The sequence below is a fragment of the Micromonospora sp. NPDC048868 genome (assembly GCF_043198195.1).
Classification (GTDB): domain Bacteria; phylum Actinomycetota; class Actinomycetes; order Mycobacteriales; family Micromonosporaceae; genus Micromonospora; species Micromonospora reichwaldensis.
On record NZ_JBICUN010000014.1, the window covers coordinates 93,771 to 111,829 of the forward strand.

Here is an 18,059-nt window from a genome sequence, read left to right on the forward strand (position 1 = left end):
GGATGTTATCGCTGACATCTATTGATGTAAATCACTCGTGACGATGCCGGGTCGTCCGCGCGGCGGGCGGTGGCGGTCCGGGTCGGCTTTGGTTGGAGAGCCTCGCAGCTCAGTGCGCGCCCCGAAGTTGGCGCCCCCAGGGGATCGGTCCGCGCTCGACTGGTGTCGTGCGACCGCGGGAGCGTGGATGAGGGCTGAATGTTCTCGCTAACAATCATCGATTCGTCGCTGGGGCTGCGGCGCTGGGCGCTCCGTCCCCACGCCCCCGCTGGGCGAGTGCCGGCACCCCGTCCGGGCAGCCGGGAGCGCGGGGATGGTGACCGGGCGTGACGCCTCTGGTCCGGGCCACACGCTCCGCCTATCCTTCCGTTACTGAGCTGTTGTCGGCCGACGTCTTGACGGCGCTGTATGTGAGCGTTAACACTATGCCGGTCATTGATCGGAGGTGGACATGAGCAGTGTGGACGGTGCGGGCGAGCGGTACGTGGTCGGAGTCGACTACGGCACCCTTTCCGGACGGGCGCTGGTGGTCCGGGTTCGCGATGGTGCCGAGGTCGGGACCGCCGTGCACGAGTACCGCCGCGGCGTGATCGAGACCGTGCTCCCCGACGGCGGCCCGGCACTGCCCCCCGACTGGGCCCTGCAGGACCCGGAGGACTACCGCGACGTCCTGCGGCACGCGGTGCCCGCCGCCCTGGCCGACGCCGGTGTGGACCCGTCGCAGGTCATCGGCATCGGCACCGACTTCACCGCCTGCACCGTCCTGCCGACGCTCGCCGACGGCACCCCCCTGTGCGAGGTTCCGGAGCTGCGCCACCGGCCGCACGCCTGGGTGAAGCTGTGGAAGCACCACGCCGCCCAGTCGCACGCCGACCGCATCAACGCGTTGGCCCACGAGCGGCACGAGCCGTGGATCGGCCGCTACGGCGGCAAGATCTCCGCCGAGTGGCAGTTCGCCAAGGGCCTCCAGATCCTCGAGGAGGATCCGAAGGTCTACCGCCGTGCCGAGCGCTTCGTCGAAGCCGCCGACTGGATCGTCTGGCAGTTGTGCGACGAGGAGACCCGCAACGTCTGCACCGCCGGATACAAGGGCATCCGGCAGGACGGCCGGTACCCGTCGACCGACTACCTGAGCGCCCTCAACCCGGGCTTCGCCGACTTCGTGACCAAGTTGGACGGTCGGCTCCTGCCCCTGGGCGAGCGGGCCGGCGCCCTCAGCGCCCGCGCCGCCGCCTGGACCGGGCTGCCGGCGGGCATCGCGGTCGCGGTCGGCAACGTCGACGCCCACGTCACCGCCGCCGCCGCCCAGGCACTGAGCCCCGGTCGACTGGTGGCGATCATGGGCACCTCCACCTGCCACGTCCTCAACGGCACCCACCCCGCCGAGGTGCCCGGCATGTGCGGTGTCGTCGACGGCGGCATCAGCGCGGGCGCCTGGGGCTACGAGGCCGGGCAGAGCGGGGTCGGCGACATCTTCGGCTGGTTCGTCACGAACGCCGCGCCGGCCGGGATCGCGTCGCACGAGCGGTTGACCGAACTGGCCGCCGGCCAACCGGTCGGGGCCCACGGCCTCATCGCGCTGGACTGGTGGAACGGCAACCGGTCGCCGCTGGTCAACCACGACCTCAGCGGCCTGATCGTCGGGCTGACCCTGGCCACCCGGCCGCAGGACGTCTACCGGGCGCTGCTGGAGTCCACGGCGTTCGGCACCCGGATGATCATCGAGGCCTTCGTCGAGGCCGGGATACCGGTCACCGACCTGGTCGTCGCCGGTGGTCTCGCCGCCAACCGGCTGCTCATGCAGATCTACGCCGACGTCACCAACCGCCCGCTGGGCATCATCGGCTCCGCCCAGGGACCGGCGCTCGGCTCGGCGATCCACGCGGCCGTCGCCGCCGGGGCGTACCCGGACGTCCACCGGGCCTCGGCGGCGATGGGCCGGGTGGACGAGGGCGTGTACCAGCCGGACCCGGACAACGCGCGGGCGTACGACGCCCTCTACGCCGAGTACCGCGCGCTGCACGACCACTTCGGCTGCGGCGGCAACGACGTCATGCTCCGCCTGCGGGCGATCAGGAACACGGCCCTGGAAGTGGCCGCGGCGCGGACCGACACGGTTCTGGAGGCGATCGGATGAACACCGACGTGGCGCGGCAGGTGAGCGTCCTGCGGGAGACCGTGGCCCGCCTGCACGGCGAGTTGACCCGGTACGCGCTGGTGGCCTGGACCGCCGGCAACGTCTCGGCGCGGGTGCCGGGCCAGGACCTCATGGTGATCAAGCCCAGCGGTGTCGACTACGACGCCCTGACGGCGGACACCATGGTCGTGTGCGACCTGAACGGGACGGTGGTCGACGGGGGCGGCACGCCGTCCAGCGACACCGCCGCGCACGCCTACGTCTACCGGGCCATGCCGGAGGTCGGTGGCGTCGTGCACACGCACAGCAGCTACGCCACCGCCTGGGCGGCCCGGGGCGAGTCCATCCCGTGCTGGCTGACCGCGCAGGCCGACGAGTTCGGCGGGGAGATCCCGGTGGGGCCGTTCGCCCTGATCGGTGGTGACGACATCGGCAAGGGGATCGTCAGCACCCTGTCCGGGCACCGCTCGCCGGCGGTGCTCATGCGCAACCACGGGGTGTTCACGATCGGCAAGGACGCCCGCGCGGCGGTCAAGGCCGCGGTGATGTGCGAGGACGTCGCGCGTACCGCGCACCTGGCACGGGCGCTCGGGCAGCCGCTGCCGATGGCGCAGGCCGACATCAGCTCGCTGCACGACCGGTACCAGAACGTCTACGGCCAACGCCCGGCACCCGGCTGACCGGGAACGGCCCCTTCCCGTACCAACCACACCACCACACCGGGACACGCGCGCGCCACGTGTCCGGACCACCCCACCGAGGAGAACCGATGAGAACCAGGAGAACGGCACGCACCCTGCTCGCAGTCGTCGCCACCGTGCTGCTCACGGGCAGCGTGGCGGCCTGCGGCAACAGCGACACCGGCGACGGCTCCGCCGACGACGGCAAGGTCACGCTGGGCTTCTCGCAGGTCGGCGCGGAGAGCGGCTGGCGGACGGCGAACACCACCTCCATCAAGGAGGCCGCCGCCGCGGCGGGGATCGAGCTGAAGTTCGACGACGCCCAGCAGAAGCAGGAGAACCAGATCAAGGCGATCCGGAACTTCATCCAGCAGAAGGTCGACGTCATCGCCTTCTCACCGGTGGTGGAGTCCGGCTGGGACACCGTGCTCAAGGAGGCCAAGGACGCCGGCATCCCGGTGATCCTGACCGACCGCTCCGTCGACTCGGCCGACAAGTCGCTCTACAAGACCTTCCTCGGCTCGGACTTCGTCAAGGAGGGCCGGCTGGCCGGCGAGTGGCTGGTGGAGCAGACCAAGAGCGCCAGCGGGCCGGTGAACGTCGTCGAGTTGCAGGGCACCACCGGCTCGGCGCCGGCCAACGACCGCAAGGAGGGCTTCGCCAAGGCGATCGCCGCCAATCCGAACCTGAAGATCGTCGCCTCCCAGTCGGGCGACTTCAAGCGGGCCGACGGCAAGCAGGTCATGGAGCAGTTCCTCAAGGCCAACCCGAAGATCGACGTGCTCTTCGCGCACAACGACGACATGGGTCTGGGCGCGCTGGAGGCGATCACCGCCGCCGGCAAGGTGCCCGGCAAGGACATCACCATCATCACCATCGACGCGGTGAAGGACGGCATGCAGGCCCTCGCCGACGGCAAGTTCAACTTCATCGCCGAGTGCAGCCCGCTGCTCGGTCCGCAGCTGATGGACCTGGCGAAGAAGGTCCACGCCGGCGAGGAGGTCCCGGCCCGGATCGAGACCGAGGAGACCACCTTCACCCAGGAGCAGGCCAAGGAGGCACTGCCCAACCGCAAGTACTGACCGACGCCGGGGTCGTCGTCCGCTGGCGGCGACCCCGGCCCGTCGCTTGTTCCTGTCCTACCGACACCATCCAGAAGAGGTCCGATGGGATGACGGATAGCCGTCCGGTCCTGACCATGACCGGGATCAGCAAGACCTTCCCCGGGGTACGCGCGCTCCACGACGTCGACTTCCGGCTGTTCCCGGGCGAGGTCCACGCCCTGATGGGCGAGAACGGTGCCGGCAAGTCGACCCTGATCAAGGTGTTGACCGGCGTCCACGCCCTCGACGAGGGCACCGTCGTCCTCGACGGCGAGCAGGTCGCCTTCAGCGGCCCGATGCAGGCGTCGGCCTCCGGGGTGAGCACCGTCTACCAGGAGGTCAACCTCTGCACCAACCTGTCCGTGGCGGAGAACATCTTCATCGGCCGGGAGCCCCGTCGTCTCGGCGCGATCCGCTGGGGCGAGATGCGCCGGCGGGCGCGGGCACTCCTGGCCCGGCTGGACCTCGACATCGACGTCTCCGCGCAGCTCGGCACGTACTCCCTGGCGGTGCAGCAGATGGTCGCCATCGCCCGGGCGATCGACGTGCGGGCCCGGGTGCTGATCCTCGACGAGCCGACCTCCAGCCTGGACGCCGGTGAGGTCGCGCAGCTCTTCCGGATCATGCGGCAGCTGCGCGACGAGGGCATCGGCATCCTCTTCGTGACGCACTTCCTCGACCAGGTCTACGGCATCGCCGACCGCATCACGGTGCTGCGCAACGGCACCCTGGTGGGGGAGTACCGGACGGAGGAGCTGCCCCAGCTCAGCCTCGTCGAGAAGATGATCGGCAAGGAGCTCGACGTCCTGGAGCGCCTCGACGAGCAGCAGAAGCGGACCGCCGCCGTCCGGTCCGACGAGGCCCCGCTGGTGGACGCGTCGGAACTGGGCCGCAAGGGCGCGGTCGCCCCGTTCAGCCTGCGGATCCACGCCGGCGAGGTGGTCGGGCTCGCCGGCCTGCTCGGCTCCGGCCGCACCGAGGTGGCGCGGCTGCTGTTCGGCGCCGACCGCGCCGACCACGGCACGGTCGTCGTCGACGGCGGCGGGACGCAGGTGCGTAACCCGGTCCAGGCCATCGACCGCGGCGTCGGGTTCTGCTCCGAGAACCGCCGCGCGGAGGGCGTCGTCCCCGAGCTGTCGGTGCGGGAGAACATGATCCTCGCGATGCAGGCGGCACGCGGTTGGCTGCGGCCGATCCCCCGCCGCCGGCAGGACGAGCTGGTCGAGAAGTACATCCGGGCGCTCAGCATCCGGCCGGCGAACCCGGACCTGCCGGTGCGCAACCTCTCCGGCGGCAACCAGCAGAAGGTGCTCCTGGCCCGCTGGCTCATCACCGAGCCGCGCCTGCTGATCCTCGACGAGCCCACCCGGGGGATCGACGTCGGCGCGAAGGCCGAGATCCAGAAACTGGTGGTCCAGCTCTCCGACGACGGCATGGCGGTGCTGTTCATCTCCGCCGAGCTGGAGGAGGTGCTGCGGCTGAGCCACCGCGTCGCCGTGATGCGTGACCGGACGATGGTCGCCCAACTCGACAACGACGACACCCTCGACGCCGACCGCGTCATGCGGACCATCGCCAGCGGCACCACCGGTGCGGAGGTGATCCGGTGAACGCCGTCGCCGACCGCCTCCGCCCGCTGACCGGCCACCGCCTGTTCTGGCCGGCGCTCGTGCTGGTGGTCATGATCCTGGCCAACACGGTCTACCGGCCCGGCTTCCTCTCCATCGAGGTCAAGAACGGGCACCTCTACGGAACCCCGGTCGACATCCTCCGGCTGAGCGCACCGCTGATGCTGGTGGCGCTGGGCATGACCCTCGTCATCGCCACCGGCGGCATCGACCTCTCCGTCGGATCGCTCTGTGCCATCAGCGGCGCCATCGCCTGCCTTTACATCAGCGAGGCGCCCGACCAGAACAGCCCGGCGACCGTGCTCACGGCGCTCGCGCTGGCCTTCGGCGCCGCGCTCGCGCTCGGCGCCTGGAACGGGGTGCTGGTCGCCGTCATCGGCATCCAGCCCATCATCGCCACGCTGATCCTCATGGTGGCCGGCCGGGGGCTCGCGCAACTGGTCACCGAGGGCCAGATCATCACGATCAACTCCGGGCCGTACCGGGCGATCGGGCTCGGGCACTTCCTGACCCTGCCGCTGGCCGTCTTCATCGCCCTCGCGGCGGCCCTGCTCATCGCCGCGTTCACCCGGCGTACCGCGCTCGGTCTGATCGTCGAGTCGGTCGGCGGCAACGCCGAGGCGAGCCGGCTGGCCGGCATCCGATCCAGCCGCGTCGTCTTCCTCGTGTACGTGGTCAGCGCCGCCTGCGCCGCGATCGCCGGGTTCATGATGACGGCGAACGTGTCCAGCGCCGACGGCAACGCCGCAGGCCTCTGGGTGGAACTCGACGCGATCCTCGCGGTCGTCATCGGCGGCACCGCACTCGCCGGCGGCCGGTTCTCCCTCGGCGGCACCATCCTCGGCGCACTGATCATCCAGACCCTCACCACCTCGGTGTACGCCATGAACATCTCGCCGCAGACGGCCCTGCTGTTCAAGGCGGTCGTCGTCATCGCCGTCTGCCTCATCCAGGCGCCGGCGTTCCGGGCCAGGTTCGGCCGCCGCCGTCGCGGAAGCACCCCCGGGCCCACGGCGCGGCGGCGGGAGAAGGAGCAGGTGCCGGCATGAGCAGCACGTCACTGACCACCGGTCGCGCCTGGCGACCCGGGGTGCCCCGGCGGCACGTCCCGGTCCTGGCCACCCTCGCCCTGCTGCTGGTCATGTACGGCGTCGGCGTGTCCCAGTACCGGGCGTTCTCCAACGTCCAGGTCGTCTTCAACGTCTTCATCGACAACGGCTTCCTGCTGGTCGTCGCGGTCGGCATGACCTTCGTGATCCTGACCGGCGGCATCGACCTGTCGGTCGGCTCCGTCGTCGCGATGACCGCCATGGTGTCGGCGTCGCTGCTCCAGGACGGGTTGCCCGCGGCCCTGGTGCTGGTCGTCGCGCTGCTGATCGGCCCGACGCTCGGGTTCCTGATGGGCTGCGCGATCCACTTCTTCGAGATCCAGCCGTTCATCGTCACCCTCGCCGGCATGTTCTTCGCCCGGGGCATGTGCACGTTCATCAGCGACGCGTCGATCCCCATCACCGACGGCTTCTGGACGGCCGTCTCGCAGGAGCGCATCGGCGACCCGCGCGGGAACTTCGTGTCGATCATCGTGCTGATCGCGTTCGTGGTGGTGCTCATCGCCGCGTACGTGCTGGCGTACACCCGTTTCGGCCGCACCGTGTACGCGATCGGTGGCAACCCCCAGTCGGCGCTGCTGATGGGCCTGCCGGTGGGGCGTACCCGGATCGCCGTCTACACGGTCAGCGGGCTCTGCTCGGCCATCGGCGGCATCCTGCTGTCGTTCTACACGCTCTCCGGCGCACCGCTGATCGCCATCGGCATGGAGCTGGACGTGATCGCGGCCGTCGTCATCGGCGGCACCGTGCTCACCGGCGGGTCCGGCTACGTCTTCGGCACCGTGCTGGGCGTGCTGGTGCTGGGCGTGATCCAGACCCTGATCACCTTCGACGGGAGCCTCAACTCCTGGTGGACGAGGATCGTGATCGGTGGCCTGCTCTTCGCCTTCATCCTCCTCCAGCGCCTCATCGGCATCCGCTTCAAGTGACCGCCCATCTCGCGGAAGGCAACTGCATGGCAACGCACCCCCAACCCGAGGTCTGGTTCCTCACCGGAAGCCAGGGCCTGTACGGCGAGGACACCCTCCGGCAGGTCGCCGAGCAGTCCCGGCAGATCGCCGAGCAGCTCGACGACGCGCCCGGGATCCCCGTCCGGGTGGTCTGGAAGCCGGTCCTGACCTCCAGCGCCGACATCCTCAAGGCCTGTCGGGACGCCGCCGCGCAGGGTGTGGTCGGGGTGATCGCCTGGATGCACACCTTCTCGCCGGCCAAGATGTGGATCGCCGGCCTGGACGCGCTGCGGACGCCGCTGCTGCACCTGCACACCCAGGCCAACGTCCTGCTGCCCTGGGACGAGATCGACATGGACTTCATGAACCTGAACCAGGCCGCGCACGGTGACCGCGAGTTCGGCTTCATCCAGACCCGGCTCGGTGTCGCCCGCAAGACCGTCGCCGGGCACGTCAGCGACCCCCGGGTGACCGCCCGGGTCGGCGCCTGGGCCCGGGCCGCGCTCGGTTACTCGGCGATGCGGTCGCTGCGGCTGGCCCGCTTCGGCGACAACATGCGCGACGTCGCCGTGACCGAGGGCGACAAGGTCGAGGCGGAGCTGCGCTTCGGCGTCTCGGTCAACACCTACGGCGTCAACGACCTCGTCGCGGTCGTCGACCAGGTGGCCGACGCGCAGATCGACGACCTGGTCAAGGAGTACGACGACACCTTCCGGGTCGACCCGCAGCTGCGGCCCGGCGGGGCGCGCCACGACTCGCTGCGCTACGCCGCGCGCCTCGAACTGGGCCTGCGCGTGTTCCTCGACGAGGGCGGCTTCCGGGCCTTCACCACCAACTTCGAGGACCTCGGCGGTCTGCGCCAACTGCCCGGCATCGCCGTGCAGCGACTCATGGCCGACGGCTACGGCTTCGGCGGCGAGGGCGACTGGAAGACCTCGGTGCTGGTGCACACGCTCAAGTCGATGGCGGTCGGCGTCGAGGGTGGGACGTCCTTCATGGAGGACTACACCTACGATCTCACGCCGGGTGACGAGCTGGTGCTCGGCGCCCACATGCTCGAGGTCTGCCCGACGATCGCCGGTGACACCCCGAAGGTCGAGGTCCACCCGCTGAGCATCGGCGGTCGCGAGGACCCGGTCCGGCTGGTGTTCGACGCCGCGCCCGGCCCGGCGGTGGTGCTCGGCCTCGCGGACATGGGGGAGCGTTTCCGCCTTGTGGCCAACGAGGTCGACGTGGTGGCGCCGCCGCACCCGCTGCGCCGGTTGCCGGTCGCCCGGGCCGTGTGGCGGCCCCGCCCGCACCTGGCCGGCTCGGCGGAGGCCTGGATCACCGCCGGCGCCCCGCACCACACCGTGCTGTCCCAGGCGGTGGGCGTGGAGGAGTTGCACGACCTGGCCGAGATGGTACGCACCGAGCTGGTCGTCATCGACGAGCACACCGAGCCACGCCGCTTCGCCGACGAGATCCGGTGGAACCAGGCCTACTACCGCCTCGCCCGGGGGTTCTGACCCGCGCAGGAGGGCAGCCACCAGCGCGCCCTAGACCTGGCCCCGCTTGTCGATTCCGTCGGTGACACCGGGGGGTCCTCCCGTGCCGGGAGGGCCCCGTCGGCGTTCCGGTCGCTGTCCCGCCCCATGCGTACCGTCTTGACGAACGTCATGTTATCGCTCACAGTCGATGGATGGGGCGATCGGCCTCCAAGGGCAGGCCGGCCGAAGACCTCCTTGCCGGGGTCGTACGACTCTGCGCGTCATGACGGTGGCCGAAGCTGTGAGCGATCACATCGGTGATGAATGATCGGCGCGGTGGACGCAGGCGCCCGGGTGACGCTCCCGACGGAATCCGGATCGTGTCAGCGCTCTCGAAGGAGGATCATGGTTGCCATTGGTGGGCCCTCGCGGGCAGTGCCCCGACGGCGTGGTTGGTTGTCGCGGGTCTCGGCCGCGGTGGTCGCGGTGCTCGCGGCGAGCGGGCTCGTCGCGGTGTCTCCGGGGCCGGCTTCGGCGGCGACGGTGGACACCAGCGCGTGGTACGTGTTGGTGAACCGCAACAGCGGCAAGGTGCTGGACCTGTACAACGGGGCCACGAACGACGGGGCGCGGATCACGCAGTGGTCGCGCAACAACGGCAACGGGCAGCAGTGGCAGTTCGTCGACTCCGGCGGCGGGTACTACCGGTTGAAGTCCCGCCACTCGGGCAAGGTGCTCGACGTCTACAACTTCTCCACGGCCAACGGCGCCAGCATCGTGCAGTGGAGCGACGGCAACGGGACGAACCAGCAGTTCCGGCTGGCGGACTCAGCCGACGGGTACGTGCGGTTGATCAACCGGAACTCCAACAAGGTGGTCGAGGTGCAGAACGCCTCCACCGCTGACGGCGGCAACATCGTGCAGTACGACGACTTCAACGGTGGTCATCAGCAGTGGCAGCTGGTCCGCGTCGGTGACAGCGGCAACCCCGGCGGCACCTTCACCAACCCGGTCGTCTGGCAGGACTTCGCCGACGTCGACATCATCCGGGTCGGCGACGTCTACTACATGTCGGCCTCCACCATGCACTACTCGCCCGGTGCCCCCGTGCTGCGGTCGTGGGACCTGGTGAACTGGGAGTTCGCCGGGCACTCGGTGCCCCGACTGGACTTCGGTACCAAGTACGACCTGGCCAACGGCGGCCACGGGTACGTCGACGGCATCTGGGCATCCACGCTGAACTACCGGCCGAGCAACCGCACCTTCTACTGGGCCGGCTGCATCGACTTCGCCCAGACGCACATCTACACCGCGTCCGCCGTCGACGGCACGTGGAGCCGCCACACCACCATCCCCAACTGCTACTACGACGCCGGGATGCTCGTCGACGACAACGACACCATGTACGTCGCGTACGGCAACGGCACGATCAGCGTGGCCCAGCTGTCGCCCGACGGACGCACCCAGGTGCGGGCCCAGCAGGTGTACCAGACACCGTCGAGCATCGGCACGCTGGAGGGGGCGCGCTTCTACAAGCGCAACGGCGCCTACTACATCTGGCTCACCCGCCCGGCCAACGGCCAGTACGTGCTGAAGTCGACGAACGGCCCGTTCGGCCCGTACGAGCAGCGACAGGTACTGCTCAACATGCCGGGTCCGATCTCCGGCGGTGGGGTGCCGCACCAGGGCGGACTGGTGCAGACCCAGAACGGCGGCTGGTACTACATGGCGTTCACCGACGCGTACCCCGGTGGCCGGATGCCGACGCTGGCCCCCATCACCTGGACCAGCGACGGTTGGCCCCAGGTGCAGACGGTCAACGGCGCCTGGGGCGTCAACTACCCCAACCCGCTGCCGTCGCGTCCGGTCAAGCCGCTCACCGGGACCGACACCTTCCCCGGCACCACCCTCGGCGTCCAGTACGAGTGGAACCACAACCCGGACAACAGCCGGTGGTCGGTGGAGAACGGGCTGCGGCTGCAGACCGCGACGGTGACCAACGACCTCTACCGGGCGCGCAACACGGTGACCCACCGCATCCAGGGCCCGACCTCGACGGGCATCATCGAACTGGACTACTCCACGATGCGCGACGGCGACCGGACCGGGCTGGCGATGCTGCGCGACACCTCGGCGTGGATCGGCGTCAAGCGCGACAACGGGGCCACGCGGGTGGTCATGACCAACGGTCTGACCATGGGTACCAACAACTGGAACACCACCGGCACCGGAACCGAGATCGCCAGCGCACCGGTGTCCGGCGGGCGGATCTGGTTGCGCGCCAACGCCGACATCCGGCCCGGCTCGGGGCGCCAGGCGAGGTTCTCGTACAGCACCGACGGGGTCACGTTCGTCCCGCTGGGCAACGCCCTGACCCTCAACAACGCCTGGCAGTTCTTCATGGGATACCGGTTCGGCATCTTCAACTACGCCACCCAGTCGTTGGGCGGCCAGGTGACGGTGCGCCGGTTCACCCTGACGACGCCATGACACCGGCCACCGGTCCCGGGCGTACGAGAGCCTGAGGATCGTACGGCGAATGCTCCGGGGCGGGGTGCGGGGAACCATCGGAAACCGCTCCCACCCCGGGCGCGCGCCGCCGGCAGTCCCGTCTGGTGCGCCGGCTCAGCCGCACCCTGGCCGACGGGACGACTGGCGTAGACTGTCGGCGTTTCCACCGGTCACCCGGCACACGTCGCCGTGGCGGAGGCAGCAACACGATGGCCGCTCCCGTCGACGCCGACGTGTGCGATCGTCGACGGGCAGGCGGGGGAAGTGAGGCGGCCGTGCGCAGTCCCGCGATGACGGACGTGGCTCGCCTCGCCGGCGTCTCGCACCAGACGGTGTCCCGGGTCCTCAACGGGCACCCCAACGTACGCGAGCAGACCCGGCTGCGGGTCCAGGCGGCCATCGCCGAACTCGGCTACCGGCCCAACCGCGCGGCGCGGGCGCTGGTCACCGGCCGGTCCCAGGTGATCGGGGTGGTCGCGCAGAACACCACCCTTTTCGGCCCGGCGTCGCTGCTGACCGCGCTGGAGCAGGCGGCTGCCGAGGCGGGGTTCGCGGTCAGCGTCGGCAGCGTCAGCGACCTCGACCACCAGTCGATCTCTGCGGCGGTGGAGCGGCACCTCGCGCACCGGGTCGCCGGCATCGTGGTGATCGCGCCCGTCGAGTCGGCCGGGGAGGCGCTCGGACGGCTACCGAAGGACGTACCCCTGGTCACCGTCGACGGCGACCCGCGGCGGCCGATCCCGCTGGTGACGGTCGACCAGGTCGCCGGTGCCCGGGCCGCCACGCAGCATCTCCTCGACGCCGGGCACCGGACGGTCTGGCACGTGTCCGGCCCGCCGGACTGGTTCGACAGCGCGGGCCGGATCGAGGGGTGGCGGGAGGCCCTGCGGTCAGCCGGTGCCGAGGCGCCGCCGCTGATCCCGGCGGACTGGTCCGCGGCGGCCGGCTACCGGTGCGGGCAGATGCTCGCCCGGATACCGGAGGTCACCGCGGTGTTCACCGCCAACGACCATTTGGCGCTGGGCGTGCTGCGGGCGTTGCACGAGCACGGCCTGCGGGTGCCTGACGACATCAGCGTGGTCGGCTTCGACGACGTGCCGGAGGCGGCGTACTTCATCCCGCCGCTGACCACCGTGCGGCCCGACTTCGCCGCGGTCGCCCGGGCGAGCCTGGACCTGCTGCTCGCCCAGATCGAGTCGTCGCAGGTCGTCGGCCCGCTCCGGCAGACGGTCGCACCGAGCCTGGTCGCCCGCGCCAGCGTCGCGGCCCCACCGCGCCGCTAGCCACCCACCACGCGGGGGCGCGGGGCGACGCCAGCTTCGGTGGCGTCAGCTCCATGGAGGCACCTCGCTGGATTGCCAGGCCGGCGGGTAGCCGTCCACGCCCTTTCCGCCGAGGGCGCCTCGGGACCCCTGCCACCCCGCGATTACCGCTACCATCGGGCAGTCCTGTCTCGCCCACCGTGCCCAGTGCGGACGGCCGGGTACGTGGTCGGTCCGTTCGGCTTGGCGTAGCGGGCGTCGCGCCTTCTGCGACCGGGTGGGGGCGGCGCGGAACGTCGAGGTCGGGCCGTTCAGGCGACGTCGGCGTCCCTCCCCGCCTGCGGTAGGGGTGCCCGTCGAACCCGGGGCCGAAGGTTGGAGGAGCCGGCCAGATGAGTCTTCCCACGTGCCTCATCGTCTACGACAGAGGCTCGGCCAGTGCGGTGACCGTCCTGTCGGCCGCGCGCGACGTCTGTGATGTCGTGTTCCTGCGGATGAGGCACGAGGACGCGGCAGCTTCGGACATGTGGGTGATCCCCGAGAACGTTCGCGTCGTCGATGCTGTCGGACTGTCCGAGGACGAGATCTGCGACCTGGTCGCGAGCCTGAGCCCGGACGGGGTGGCGGCGTTCAACGACAACTGGCTGCACCTGGCTGCCCGCATCGCCCAGCGCTGCGGGCTGCCGTTCCACAGCCCGGCGACCGTGCCCGCCCTGATCGACAAGTTCTTGCAGCGCACACTGCTGAACGCGGCGGCGGTGCCCTCGCCGCAGGCGCGGCTGGTGAGTACGGTCGACGACGCGGTGGCCGCACTCGCCGAGATCGGACTGCCGGCGGTGCTGAAGCCGCGCAACGGTGCCGGCAGCGTGGACACCGCCCGCATCGAGTCGCTGGAGCGGTGCCGCAGCTACGTGGCCGAGTTCGTAGCGCGTGGCACCGGCGACTTCGTCCTGGAGGAGTTGCTGACCGGAGATCCGTCGGTGGCTGGGGAATGCTGGGGTGACTACGTCTCGGTCGAATCCGTGGTGCAGGGCGAGGACGTCCAGACCGTCTGCGTGACCTCCAAGCTCCCGCTCGCGCCACCGTTCCGCGAGACGGGGCACGTGCTTCCCTGCACGCTGTCGGAGCGCGACGAGGCAGCCGCGGTCGAGGTCGCCAGTGCCGCACTGCGGGCGCTGGGGGTCCGGCACGGCGTGACGCACACCGAGGTCAAGCTGACCCCGGCCGGCCCTAGCGTGATCGAAGTAAACGGCCGGATGGGCGGCTACGTTCCGGTGCTGCTACGCCGAGCGTCCGGCTTCGACCTCGTGCGGACCGTGCTGCGGCTCGCGACGGGCGAGCCGGTGACGGTGCCCCCCCTGGTGTGGAAGCGCATGGAGTTCGCCTACCTGCTGGCACCGCCGGTCGAAGCGAAGACCCTGGTGTCCTGGAACGACGTGCGAGCCCGCGACGTCGGCGGTATCCGCAGCATCGAGTTGCGCTCGAAGCCGGGCCGGGCGCTGGACTGGCGCGACGGCACCGCCAACAGCATCGGTCTGGTGCACGGTACGGCGACGACGCACGAGGCGATCCTGGCGTCCCTGGCCGAGCTGAACGAGCGCTTGAACGTCGTCTACCGCTGAGCGTGCGGCGTCGCTAGCCTCCGGTGCGCGCCTGCCGTTTGCGGCGCACCTGCTGCTGCCGGCGCAGGCGCGCGCGCTGTGCCTCGTCGTGGCCCGCTGCCACGCCAGGCTGATCGGTGGCCCCACCCGTCAGGTGCGCCGCGAACGTACGTACCGTCGGAAAGCGGAACAGGTCGACGATGCGCGCCTGGGGCGCGGCCTGCGCACGCACCTCACTGAGCAGGCGGACCACCAGCAGGGAGTTGCCGCCGGAGCGGAAGAAGTCGTCGGTCACCCCGATGCGCTCGTCGCCCAACACCCGGCGCCAGGCCGTCAGCAGTGCCTCTTCGAGGTCGCCATCCGCCGTGACCGGCTCGGACCCGACGGCGCGTGCCTCGATCCTGGGAAGCGCCTTGCGGTCGAGTTTTCCGTTGGGAGAGACCGGCAGCGCGGGGATGGTGGACACCAGGCCGGGGATCATCTGGGGCGGCAGCGTGCGCGCCAGCTCGACCCGCAGCCATTCCTCGTCCACCGGTGCGCCGCCGGCGGTGACGCAGTGGGCGGCGAGGCGGCTCTGGTCGCCGTCGGTCTGCACGACCACGGCGCAGTCCTGTAGACCGGGCAGAGCGGCCACCGCCCGCTCGATCTCCTCCAGCTCGATTCGGTGCCCGTTGAGCTTGACCTGGTTGTCGAAGCGACCGACCAGTTCGATCGTGCCGTCGGGCGTGATCCGCGCGAGGTCGCCGGTGCGGTAGACGGTGGCTCCGTCGTCGAGGTGCGGTGCCGAGACGAAGCGTCGCGCGGTCAGTTCCGGGTCCCCGACGTAGCCCTGGCTGACCCCCGCGCCGCCGATGACGAGCTCGCCGAACATGCCGACGGGGACCGGACGCAGGAAGGCATCGACGATGTGCACCGTGGTGTTGGCGAGCGGCCTGCCCACCAGCGGCGGCCCGGAGTCGAGCTGCCAGGCGGTGGACCACACCGTGGTCTCGGTCGGACCGTACATGTTCAGCACCTCGGGGATGCCGAGTTCGCGCAGCGTGGTGGCAAGCGCCGGGTCCAGCGGCTCACCGCCGACCAGCAAGGTGTGCAGCCGGGCGAGCGCCCGGGGCCCGTCGGGCATCCGCAGCACGGTGCGGACGAACGTGGGTGTCGCCTGCAGCGCGGTGACCCCGGCGGTCTCGATCAGGTCGGGGACCTTGACCGGCTCGGTGTCGGTCTCCGCCAACCGGTGCAGCGTCTCCATGCTCTCGCCGAGGACGACGTGGACGCCGCGGCTGAGGGTCCACAGCAGTTCGAGTACCGCGATGTCGAAGGTGACGTTGGTGACCGCGAGCCATACCGGCCGTGGCGGAAGCGGGACCGTTTCGTCCATCGCCGCGAAGAAGTTGGTCAGGTTGCGCTGTGCGACGCGGACGCCCTTCGGCACCCCGGTCGAGCCCGAGGTGAAAATGACGTATGCGGTGCTGTCCGCCGGGACCTCGGGAAGGGTGCTCAGCGGCGGGTGACCGGTGAGTTCGGTCAGCGGCAGGACCCGGCCGCCGAACGGCGGTGACGGCACGGCGGGGTGTTCGACGATCAGCGCGGCGCATTCCGCGATGGCCAGGCTGTCCGCCGACCGCTGCTGCGGTGCCGCGCCGTCGTTGGGCACGTACGTCATACCGGCGCTGAGTACGCCGAGCAGGGTCGCGACGAGATCGGTGGATCGGGGGACCAGGACGCCGACGCGGTCGCCGGGGCGTAGCCCCGCCGCGACGAGACCTGCCGCGATGGCCTGGGCGCGCTCGGCCAGTGCGGCACCGGTGAGGGTGCGGCCGCGGAACGTCACCGCGGGTGCGGTGGGGGCGGCGTGCAGTTGGGCCAGGATCCGCCGGTGCACCGGCAGGGCGGGCAGCTCCCGAGCTGTGGCGACGTTCCACCGGGCCACGTGGGCAAGGTCTTCGGCACCGGCCAGCACCAGGTCGCCGAGCATGGCGTCGGGGTCGGCCGCCATCAGCCGGACCACGCGCGCGAACCAGTCGACCAGGCGCGACATGTCGGACTTGGCGAACATCTCGCTGTTGTAGACGAGGAAGCCCCTGCCCAGGTCGCCGTCCTCCCGCAACTTGAACATGATGTCGTACTGCGTCGCGTAGACCGGCGCGACGGCCTGGCCGGTCTCCAGGCCCGTCAGCGACAGCCCGGTCTCGGGGTAGCTCTGCAGGATGAAGATGGCCTGGAACAGCGGCGAGTGCGAGACGCTGCGATCCGGCGCGACCGCCTGGACCACCTGGTCGAAGGGGAGATCCTGGTGGGCGAAGGCGTCGAAGACGTTGCGGCGGACCGCAGCGAGGAACTCGCGGACCGTCTGCTGTGGATCGGGCCGCATCCGTACGGTGATCGAGTTGAAGAACAGGCCGAGGGTGTTCTCCAGCACCGGGTAGGGCCGACTGGCCAGCGGGCTCCCGATCGCGAGGTCGTCAGCGCGGGTCATGCGCGACAGCAGCAGGCCGTACGCCGCGACCAGGGCGCCGTATTGGGTGGTGCCGCACTCGGCGCACAGCTCCCGCAGCCGCTTCATCAGCTCCGCGTCGTAGGTGAACACCAGCGCGTCACCGCGGTAGCTCTGCACCGCGGCCCGGGGCCGGCCGGGCATCAGCTCCAGGGCCGGCGGCAACTGCGCCAACTGGCCGCGCCAGAACTCGCGCTGCTGTTCGGCCACTTCGCCGGTGATCCACTGCCGCTCCCACGCGGCGAAGTCGGCGTACTGCACCGGCAGGTCGGGCAGGTCCGGCTCGCGGCCCTCGGTGGCGGCGGAGTACAGCTCCGAGATCTCCTTGCGGATGATGCCCGCCGACCAGCCGTCGGAGATGACGTGGTGCTGGGTGATGACGAGGATCCAGTCCGTGGCGCCGGTGCGGATGAGGTCGAAGCGGATGAGCGGGGCCCGCGACAGGTCGAAGCGGGTCGCGACGATGTCGTGCAGCAGGTGCCGGACCGCCTCGTCGGCGGCTCCCCGCAGGTCGTGCTCGGTGTACGCGGGGCGTCCGGCCGGGTCCGGCACCTGGAACAGGTCGTCGCCGTCCTCCACGAGCGCGCTGCGCAGGATCTCGTGCCGGGACGTGATGGTCTCGACGGCAGACCGCATCGCGTCGGTGTCGAGCGGACCGGTGATGGTGCGTGCCATGTACATGTTGTAGATCGGCACGTCGGTCGCGAGTTGCTCGATCAGCCAGAGGCGCCGCTGCGCGTAGGAGGCCGGCAGCGGTCGGGTGCGGTCGACCGGGACGATGCGCACACTGCGACGCCGCTCTTCGTGCTCCTGCTCGCGAACGAACTGCAGCACCTCGTCTCGGTGCGCGGCGAGGCGGGCCCGCAGCGGCTCGGTGAGCCGCTCGCGCGGGCCGGTTATCCGCAGCTTGTCGCCCTGTGCGGAAAGGCGCATACCCAGGCCCGCGAGTTCGGACAGCAGGTCGATCAGTGCCATCAGGTTCGGTCTCCTTTGCCTGTTGTGCGCGCAACAAGACCGGCCGTGGTAGCGCAGGCGTCACCGGTAATACGCATGCTATCTATTTGACTTCGCGAAATTCGAGGCACGCCCCTCCGGCAGAGCGCGATGCCGTCGCGGAT

Annotated in this window: 11 protein-coding genes; 10 read left to right on the forward strand and 1 reads right to left on the reverse strand. The window is 70.5% G+C overall.

The window, feature by feature from the left end; genetic code table 11:
• The first annotated feature begins 451 nt into the window (after positions 1-451).
• The 10 genes from araB (at position 452) to ACGFNF_RS21455 (ending at position 14,471) form a co-directional block, all read left to right on the forward strand.
• Positions 452-2,137, forward strand: a complete 1,686-nt coding sequence (araB, locus tag ACGFNF_RS21410; protein WP_393170123.1) for a ribulokinase — start codon at positions 452-454, stop codon at positions 2,135-2,137.
• Positions 2,134-2,817 (forward strand): L-ribulose-5-phosphate 4-epimerase, encoded by a 684-nt coding sequence (locus ACGFNF_RS21415; RefSeq protein ID WP_393170125.1) that lies wholly within the window; start codon positions 2,134-2,136, stop codon positions 2,815-2,817. Before araB ends, ACGFNF_RS21415 begins: the two co-directional genes overlap by 4 nt.
• An 89-nt stretch (positions 2,818-2,906) precedes the next feature.
• Positions 2,907-3,899, forward strand: a complete 993-nt coding sequence (locus ACGFNF_RS21420) for an ABC transporter substrate-binding protein (protein WP_393170127.1) — start codon at positions 2,907-2,909, stop codon at positions 3,897-3,899.
• An 89-nt stretch (positions 3,900-3,988) separates the two neighbouring features.
• Positions 3,989-5,530: a sugar ABC transporter ATP-binding protein gene (locus ACGFNF_RS21425; RefSeq protein ID WP_393170129.1), complete on the forward strand. Its 1,542-nt coding sequence runs from the start codon at positions 3,989-3,991 to the stop codon at positions 5,528-5,530.
• On the forward strand, positions 5,527-6,597 hold the full coding sequence (locus tag ACGFNF_RS21430) for an ABC transporter permease (protein ID WP_393170131.1): 1,071 nt from the start codon (positions 5,527-5,529) through the stop codon (positions 6,595-6,597). The genes ACGFNF_RS21425 and ACGFNF_RS21430 overlap by 4 nt, the downstream gene beginning before the upstream one ends.
• Positions 6,594-7,586, forward strand: coding sequence for a galactofuranose ABC transporter, permease protein YjfF (yjfF, locus tag ACGFNF_RS21435; protein WP_393170134.1), 993 nt, complete (start codon positions 6,594-6,596; stop codon positions 7,584-7,586). The genes ACGFNF_RS21430 and yjfF overlap by 4 nt, the downstream gene beginning before the upstream one ends.
• Before the next feature lie 26 nt (positions 7,587-7,612).
• Positions 7,613-9,115, forward strand: a complete 1,503-nt coding sequence (araA, locus tag ACGFNF_RS21440; protein ID WP_393170137.1) for an L-arabinose isomerase — start codon at positions 7,613-7,615, stop codon at positions 9,113-9,115.
• 366 nt (positions 9,116-9,481) lie between these two features.
• Positions 9,482-11,566 carry an RICIN domain-containing protein gene (locus ACGFNF_RS21445; protein WP_393170139.1) on the forward strand — a complete coding sequence of 695 codons (2,085 nt, stop codon included), beginning with the start codon at positions 9,482-9,484 and terminating at the stop codon, positions 11,564-11,566.
• A 311-nt stretch (positions 11,567-11,877) separates the two neighbouring features.
• Positions 11,878-12,870: a LacI family DNA-binding transcriptional regulator gene (locus ACGFNF_RS21450; RefSeq protein ID WP_393170141.1), complete on the forward strand. Its 993-nt coding sequence runs from the start codon at positions 11,878-11,880 to the stop codon at positions 12,868-12,870.
• Between the two features lie 422 nt (positions 12,871-13,292).
• Complete coding sequence (locus tag ACGFNF_RS21455) at positions 13,293-14,471, forward strand: acetyl-CoA carboxylase biotin carboxylase subunit family protein (RefSeq protein ID WP_393170143.1); 1,179 nt, start codon at positions 13,293-13,295, stop codon at positions 14,469-14,471.
• A gap of 13 nt (positions 14,472-14,484) precedes the next feature.
• Here ACGFNF_RS21455 and ACGFNF_RS21460 read toward each other — a convergent pair whose 3' ends face one another.
• Positions 14,485-17,916 carry an amino acid adenylation domain-containing protein gene (locus ACGFNF_RS21460; RefSeq protein WP_393170145.1) on the reverse strand — a complete coding sequence of 1,144 codons (3,432 nt, stop codon included), beginning with the start codon at positions 17,914-17,916 and terminating at the stop codon, positions 14,485-14,487.
• Positions 17,917-18,059 lie beyond the last annotated feature (143 nt).